This is a genomic window from Methanoculleus sp. SDB (assembly GCA_001412355.1).
Taxonomy (GTDB): domain Archaea; phylum Halobacteriota; class Methanomicrobia; order Methanomicrobiales; family Methanomicrobiaceae; genus LKUD01.
On the sequence record LKUD01000061.1, the window covers coordinates 1 to 8510 of the forward strand.

4 protein-coding genes and 2 pseudogenes are annotated in these 8510 nt (G+C 55.5%); 1 reads left to right on the plus strand and 5 read right to left on the minus strand.

Going from position 1 to position 8510, the window contains the following annotated elements:
- A pseudogene (locus APR53_00205) lies at window positions 1-380 on the minus strand.
- Between the two features lie 282 nt (window positions 381-662).
- Here APR53_00205 and APR53_00210 point away from each other — a divergent pair.
- Entirely contained in the window at window positions 663-4484 is a 3822-nt protein-coding gene (locus APR53_00210; GenBank protein KQC04052.1) for a hypothetical protein, read from the plus strand.
- Between the two features lie 131 nt (window positions 4485-4615).
- Here APR53_00210 and APR53_00215 read toward each other — a convergent pair whose 3' ends face one another.
- From APR53_00215 to APR53_00230, 4 genes and pseudogenes are all read right to left on the minus strand, one after another.
- The gene (locus tag APR53_00215) at window positions 4616-5512 is read right to left on the minus strand and encodes a hypothetical protein (GenBank protein ID KQC04053.1); all 897 of its coding nucleotides are present in this window, start codon (window positions 5510-5512) and stop codon (window positions 4616-4618) included.
- Entirely contained in the window at window positions 5500-5919 is a 420-nt protein-coding gene (locus APR53_00220) for a hypothetical protein (protein ID KQC04054.1), read from the minus strand. The genes APR53_00215 and APR53_00220 overlap by 13 nt, the downstream gene beginning before the upstream one ends.
- A gap of 102 nt (window positions 5920-6021) precedes the next feature.
- Window positions 6022-6897, minus strand: a complete 876-nt coding sequence (locus APR53_00225) for a hypothetical protein (protein KQC04055.1) — start codon at window positions 6895-6897, stop codon at window positions 6022-6024.
- A 229-nt stretch (window positions 6898-7126) separates the two neighbouring features.
- Window positions 7127-8510: pseudogene (locus APR53_00230) on the minus strand.

The following is an 8510-nucleotide window of genomic DNA, read 5'->3' on the forward strand; positions in this document are numbered from 1 at the left end:
CGACTGTTCGCACTAACGGTGGAGATACCAATATAATCAAGACCTTCGAGTGCCTTGATTGCGTATTGTGGTTCCTTAGTAATCTGATACATCAGACCGAGATCACGAACATAGTTGGACCGATATAATAATCGGTTGTATGCAGAATCAGTCCACGCCGGATCGGAAAAATCACGTGTTAGCCCGACGTTAGCATCTAACTTGATGCTGTTTTCCCAGCCTCTCCACGGCTGGACGGTGCGGTGCTGATATCCTGGTGTCTCGGCGATATTGTCGAAGAGCAGAGACGGGTGGTTAATCGCGGCGGCGCAGGCCGGGAGAGTGAATGCACCGGCGATGAGCAGGCAGACGACGAACAGGCGCTGGGAACGGGGTGACATTGTCTCTCCGGGTAGCCGCCGGGACAACCGGGCGGCGATGATTGTACCCAGTATGATTGTATGCATCGATAAAGGCAAGGGGTCGCCCCTAGTTAGGCGGGTGAGGCTTCGGATCCGGTATACGGTGACCCTGTGGATTATCCTAGCATTCTATCCCGAAATTCTGCCCCCGTGGTACGCTGCCCTTTTATTAGAAGTACCACACAATATGTACGTATCGTGAAGGTGTGGCATCCGGGCAATGCGATGAGGGATACACCGTAGGGACAGGGAAGAAGTGCAATGAATAAAACGCTGGCAAAAGTTCTTACAGACGCAAGAAACACGCTTTCAAACTGCTTGCAGACGTACCGTTGGACCGTGTTTTCGTTGCTCCTGCTTTTCCTCACTGCGGTGGTAGTAATCGGCTACTTCATCCCGGCGCTGGACTTCGGCAGGCCGTTTGGAACCGACGAGTACAACCACCTCTTCCACACCGAAGAGATGACCGGCACCACCTCCCTGAGCGGTTTCTACGAGACTATCGGAAAAAAGGTCTCGGATCCGACATCGCCAAATAATCCGTTCAACTATCCGTTCAGCCTCTGGCTGTACGGGTCCGTGCTCGCAAAAGTGACTGGGATGACGCCTTTTATGACGGCGATGGTCTTTGGTTCGCTCCTTCTTGTCATTATCCTGCTGGTCTTCGCCCAGTATGCCGATCTTTTCCTTGAAAAAAAGGAGCAGATTGTTGTCGCGCTGCTGTTCATGCTCTCGATGCCCAATGTAGCGCTGATCCTGCAGAGCTATCGCCCTTCCGTTTTTGTGCTCCCCCTCCTGTTGCTGCTGCTGTATATAGCCCTCGCTGAACGCCCGTCATGGCGCGACTACCTCCTGCTGCTCGTGACAGTGTTTATGATCGCGATCACCCACACCGGGACCTATATCTTCCTCATCACGTTTTCGATGATTTTCTTCTTGCTGTACTGCCTCTTCTGGGGAAAGTTCTCAAAACCTATGTTTGCCCTCTTAACAAGCACCTTTTTCATCTATGTCTACGTCATGGACGTCTTCCCCCATATCTACCCACAGTACGCTACCAAATCTGCCTTGTTTCTCAAGCCAGGGAATTTCCTCGCCGAGTACCTCTATTTGGACGTAGCTGAGGATCTCGGCCAGATCCTCTATACCAACCTCTTCATCCAGCGGGAGTTTGTTTACGCTCTCATTTGGGCGGCCTTCATTTTCGCCATCGGCATCCTTCTGCTCGCCATTCACCGGCGTGCCGCCCGGATGATCCGCAAAATCGGGTTTGACCGAGCTTTTGCCATCCTTCTTCCCATCCAGAACCTCTCGCACTCGGTTCTCGCCTCGCCGATCTGGATCGGACCGTTGCAGGTGCTGCTCTCTCTTTTAGGCTGGCTGAAGCTCGATGGCAGAGGCAAGTGTCTCCTCCTCTCAACAGCGCTCGTCTCCCTCATCCCGTCGATGCTACTGTCATCGGAGGGGGTAGAGGTGGCGACTGGGGCGCTGCGCGAGATCTCGTATTTGATTGTCATCATCCCCATCACCTCGGCGCTGGGGCTCTGGTACCTGCTCGGCCGGTTCGATGTCGGCACCCGTAACGGGCGGTTCGCGATTGCCGGAGTGCTCATGATCGTGCTGACCTCAACCATGGTGATCCCGGTCGTCGGGAACAGCTACTACAATCCCCAGATCACAGGTGAGGACTATATAATCAATGGCATGCAGTGGCTCTCAACGATCGGTGCCCCTGAGGAAAAGGTCGTGGGGTATGGGTACCGGACGGTCCGGCTCTTCACCGGCAAGGAGGACGGCACCTACGGGCTGCGCTCCGGAACCGAGACACGTACCTTCTTAAAATCATTGCGGGAGATCTACTTTTCGAAGAGTGAAAATGCCGTTCAGGACCTGTATTCGTTCTTCGGCGCGAAGTATGTGTTGACATCCGACAAGCTCGTCGCAAACCTCGGGGGGAACCTCAAGCCCGAGGAGAGTGTGCTTACCATTGACGAAAACGTTGCGCTGGACCGGATATACGCAAGCAACGACTTCGGCATTTACGCAAGCCTCGCCGCCACCGCCCAAAACACGAGCCCGCTCTATGCCAACGAGCAATTCTCGGTTAAGACGTCCGGGTCGACGATCATCATCGAGTCGGAGACGTACAAGGTATTCCTCGGCGATGTCTCACCCACAATCCGGTATATCGGCACGAAAAAGGAGAACTATCTCGGTGGCGGCATCATGTACGAGGTGCTTCGGCTCATGAGCCTCTCGGACGAGCAGTCGTCCGCCCAGTACCTGCTTTCCGAGATGGTCTTTGATCGCGAGATCAAGGAGAATCGGATCATTTACACACGGATCCTCACCAGTGAAAACGAGTTAAAGAACCTCGGGACACTCCGGGTTATCTACACCTTCTACACCGATGCCATCAAGCGCGAGTACATCATCGCAAACGACTGGCTCAACGACAGTGAGGGCATTTCGCTTTCCGCCTACCTCTCCACGAACTTATTTGTCCCGTACGACTCCCTTATCCTGAAAGACGGGTATACGCGTATTGACAAGACGATCTATCCCTCGGAAGATACCATCAAACTTAACAACCCCTACGACACCGTGTATGTCAACGACGGCACAACCGGCATTTTTATCCGCTACGCTCCCACTGCACCGCGGCCGAACTACCTCACGTACCAGGGCTCGACGTTGTATAGCGCGACCAGCATGGTCAGCGTCGGCCAGATCGAGAGCATCAAACCCGGCGCTGCCCTACACATAACGCAGTACGTGTCCATCGGCGGCGAGGTCTTCGCAGAGGAGAGCATCGGGGGCCGGATGAGCATCGAGCTTCTGCCTTATCCTGATGGCATAACCCCAATCGTCCTTATTGGATCTCTCAGCTCCTCAGTCAGCGATCCCGACGCCCTGAAGTTCTATGCGGTGAATCAGGCGGAAAACCTGAAGTACACGGAGGCGGCGGACACCACGCTCATTAATATTCGAGACGTGGTACGCGAGGGCGTGTCGGTCATCGGCCAGATGAACACGCGGGCCTCGGGCAGCGGCGTGTTCCAGAGCTTCGTCGAGCAGGATGACAATATTCGGAATCTATTCCGTACCGCCCGTGCACAGGCCGTCACAATTAAAGGCTTTATGCTCCAGGGCCTGATATACAACCTCGACACGATTCGAGCGGCGTACGAGAGGGGGCTTGATTTCATGATCACCACCCCCGTCCAAGCGCCAATTAAAGGTTTCTACGAGGAAGGGCTTCGGCACCCGCAGATGGCGCAGCTCGAGGGTAAATCCACAGATCTTGTGTTAATCCCTCCCTCGTATCCGATGAGCGTGTCGCTGTCCTACTCCGCCGATGAGGCGGGGGCGTTTGCGTCTTGGCGGGCTGTGATCGATTCGGCGTATGTGAACAACGATCTCGCCCTCTTCCTGCTCCGCTCGACCGATCTCGGTAACCCTTACTTCTCCTCCCGTTTCTCTGACCTGATCGCATATGCCCGGATGCGAGGCCTGACCTTTATAACCCCTACGGCAATCGCGGACCATTACCTGCTGCTTCAAAAAGTCACGTGGACGAGCCACCGTGACCTTGATTCGGCCCGGATCGTGATGCAGAACAATAACAGCCTGTCGGTATCCGGCATTACCTTTAAAGTTACGATGCCCCGCCTCGCCACCGGAAACTACCAGGTCACCAACGGGGATATCGTCCGCACGCAGGACCTCTACGATCAGCTGGTGCTATTCATTACGGCCGACATCCCCGCGGGAGGCAGCACCGTGGTCACCGTGGAACCGGATGTGGCCCGAAAGCAGTTCTCGGTCGTGCTACCGGGAGAACCGATCGAAGGGGAGGTCTCCTTTACCGTGTTGGACGAGGACGGAAGCGCTCTTTCGGGTGCTACGGTCTCTGTCGACTCTGCACGGTACAAGACTAATAGTGAAGGCGTGGTCACGGTCTCGCTCGACCGGGGCTACCATCAGGTCAACATCGAAAAGGCGGGGTACATCAAGGCCGAGTACCAAATCGAGGTAAAGGGTCGGATCTACATTCTCACTCGACTGATTGGGTTCGATTGAAGCCTAAGAATGCCATACCGCTGGGGAGGCCGGTCCGTTTTCTCTTTTCCACCTCGCATCCCAACAGAGCTTTAGCTGGTTGCTGAACTGGAGAGGTACGTGCGCCCGCACCGGGGCGTTGTTCGTGTTTTTCAGGTGCGTTTTACCCGAGAGGGCAGCAGGGAGAGCCCGAGTCTCCGGGTAAAAAAGACGTACCAGAAGAGGATCATCCATATGGTGAAGATAATCCACCCCACATGGATGTGCGCTTCCTCAATCACGCCAGCAGGACCGAAGAGGTAGCCGAAATAAGCAATGACGGTTACCCGTATGATGTTCGCCGCGTAGGTGCCGAGATAGCCCACCGCGATATATGCCATGCCCTTGCGAGTCCGTCCCTCTGGAAAGCTCCAAAGCACAATCGCGGTCGCAGCTGTAAACGTGCCGAGCGACCATATACCGGCGCAGTCCGAGACCACTGCGAGGGTGATCGTGTCCCCCGTCGTGGAGATGAAGCTGATGAGGTTATCGTTAGACTGTACGACCACTCCGGTGAGGTTGAGAATCAGAACCGAGAAGAAGACGACCGGTGGGATTAGAGGTGCCGAGATCCAGTCTTGGTGGCGGATCAGCAGCTCCCACAGCTGAAACCCGATCACCACAATCGCCGGGAATGAGACCGGGAGGAGAAAAACCCGGTAACCGAGCAGGGCAAAGGTGAAGATGCCGATGCCTGAGAGGAGTATAGAAAAGTCTCCTACTGAATAGGGGGGATTGCCGAATCCTAGTGGGATATTGAGAAACGAAAACACAATTAGTCCAAGCCCCGCGATCGTCACCCACAGCCGCTCTGCCCGCCCCAGCAGGTCGCCCGCTTTCCGGGAGATATACAGGATGCCGATGCAGGAGAGGAACCAGATACTGAGGATATCGATTTTGAAGTAGGATGCCGGGGTTGTGAGGGAGAAGAGAATCAGGCAGACCGCGGCAACGAGAAACCAGCCTTTCGCTACAGTTCCGGGATCCATGTTTAACTTCATATCGTCCATCCTTTCAGCCAGAAGTGGACTTCTTCGGTTCTCCCGTTCTCCTTCGTCAGCAGAACGGACACTTTTACCGGAAAAGCCGTCTGCGGCGGCAGCGGGATGGTAATCTCCTCTTCCCACCGCTCACCACCTCCAAGGATGAACTCCCGCTTATCAACCGTAGTATCACCGAGGGAGATGCTGGCGGAATAGGCCATCGTCCCCGACTCGGAGGAGATCACTGCATAGACGAATGAGACCGTTCCCTCAGGCGCATAGTTGGAGTATGAGTCAGGTGCCAGGTACAGTGCAGAATAGGTTTCGGTGTTGAAAAATAACAGGAATGCCGTCAGGGCCATGCCAAGCACCATTGCCACGATAATGGTCCGTTCCAGTACCCGGTAGATGCGATCGTCGTCATTTAGCACCATAGGTCAGCATGTATGCATTGGGCTGTAGAAATATTAATAATGCTCTTTGGTACCGGGAAAAACCCGAAAAAATTTGGATGGAATGGTATTCGGAAGAGATCACTATTCCTTTTTCCGCACGACAAAGATCGTGAAGATGAGGCCGATCATCAGACCGAGAGAGATTGCGATGGTCGGGAATTCAGGCACGAAGATGTGCTCGTTTATGCAGTTGTCAGCATACATAATCGAGCTAAACGAGACTTGGTCTCCCGTGGCGAGACCCACTGCAGTCTTCGGGATTGCCATCTCGATAACGTAGTTCGGTTTGCTGTTGTCCATTGCGGTCAACCACGCGCCCAGACCCTTTGGGAAGGCCACATCAGCGGTTCCGACGACCGTGCCGCTGACGATCACGTCAGGCCTTACTGGGAGCAGGTACCCGGTCTTCTGCCAGACAGGATCCATGACGATATCGCCTTGGCCGACGGTGACCTTAACGCCATATTCATACCCGAGGTCGCCGGACGACGGGTTAAGGTCAAGGTTCATGGCAAGGTCGCCAGGCCGCGAGTCGCCAGCCATTACTTCAGGATCAAGGGACGTAACGATAGCAATGAAAATGTTGTCATCGTCCTGATCGAAATAAAGTGCCTCAAGATCGTACCCCTCACCGCCGTAAGGCTCGGAAACAAGAGTTCCACCCGAGTTTTTGAGGATTTCCTTCGGTTCGTCGTAGAAGACGTAGTTGCTACCCATACCCCTGATATGCACTCCGTCAGGGAGGCGGTTGTGGTTCGGGTTGTAGTTATCTTCAATAATGTACGCGACATGCCAGTTAGGGAGCCAAGTGCCCTCGGCGCTCCAAGGATCGGTATTGAGCTTTGCAAGACCCCAGTCGGTAAGGTCTCCGTCTATAGTGTAGGCTGCTGTTGCAGGTGCCACTGCCACAGCCGCGGCGATGAAGCCGCAGATGAGAGCAATAAGAATTCGATTCATTTCAGACCTCCTTTCTCGTAAGGTAGATACAGGCATAGGATCCCGACCTCCTTACCTATGGGTAAAGCAATTATCCCCAGAGTATATATGTGAGTGCAATGCAGATGCCGTTATCACAAGTGATTATCAAAAAGACGCGGCGCAATTTCAAAACAGGGTCTAATGCGCGGAAAAAAATAAGTCTGGGGTAAGGTTTCTAAAATGAGAAAATAGGTATATTCCAAAACCCTTAGAGCTCGATGATCAGGCCGAGATAGTATTCGGCAAGCCGGTTTGCATCATCGTTGTCTATAACGCCATTGTCGTTGAAATCTCCCCTTATATCGTCTGGAATGATGTCTGCTACCATGTACGCTATCTTTGAAATATCCCCGATATCAATCTCACCGTTGTCGTTGAGGTCGCCTTTCAGCCACTCTTCGGGGGGCAGGGTGGCCTCGTTCACGACCGGTGCCTGCAGCTCGGGGGTTACCGCCGCTACAGCACCCCGGGCGTCCCGTGCCTCGAAGTAGTAACTGTACCCAGCTCCCGCCTCAAGTGTGACGGTAGCGGCATACACAGCTCCGTCAGCGGGTGTGCCAGCGACCTTGGTCAGGGCATAGGGGCTGTCCGCGATCTCGGTCCCGTCTTTCAGGATGTGCAGTTTCGGGTACCCGGCGAGGGGTTCGTCACCGTCCGCATCGCGGTAGGCGATCCGGAAGAGGAATCCGGTCTCTGTCGTCCCGCTCTCGGGGTTGAGGCCGTCGGCCGTGTACTCCGCCTCGCCAGTCCAGGAGAGGACCGGTGCGGTGTTCGGCGCTGCGGAGGAGGTGATCGTGAAGGTGTGGTCGCTCAGGGTGGTGGTGATCACGATCCCGCTGCCGTCCTGCACCCAGTCCCCGTAGGGGGCGCCGTCGCGGATCACGCTGGTGACTGTGCCGGTGTCGGCGATAACGATGTCGCCGCTGCCGCTACCTGTGATGGTACACGTGACCCCCCCGTTCTGCTGCTGCATGGAGAATGCCCGAGTGCCTGCCGGGAGCTGGATCCACGGGGCGTCGGCCCGCGAGAGGGCGGTGCCGGCAAGGAGCGTGACGGCTGCACCGTCGGCATCAGTCCTGAGGTAGACGCTGTCGGCATCTGTTTCGTATCCTCCGAAGGCGGAGGTGCCGCTGCCCGAATAGATGATGTCCTCATAATCAGGCCCGGTCACGGCAACTGCAGTACCGGTGCCCGTCACGGCCAGTTCACGGGCCTGCCGTGCCGCCTCGCTCATGTAGCGTGGCAGGAGCACAGTCACACGGTACAGGTCCTCGGCTGCGGGGTTTCGGAACGAGAGCACCGGGAGGAAGACTTCGGTCTTGGCGTTGTAGCCCGCTATCCTACCGACATGCTTGTTAATCAGTACCTCGGCTGCGGGTGCGGTGAAGAGCTGCAGCTCGACTGTCTGTCCGTATGGGTTGGTAGTTGTCCAGCGGACGTCGCTTGTCACGGTGCCGGTCGAGGTCTCGTCCTTGTAGGGCAGATTGTTCCATGCGACGGTGCTGCCACCCACAGTCAGCGCACCGTTGACATGACCGACCTCGTTCTCGGTATAGGCGCGATCACCGTTTTCATCCTCCGTTGGCGTAATT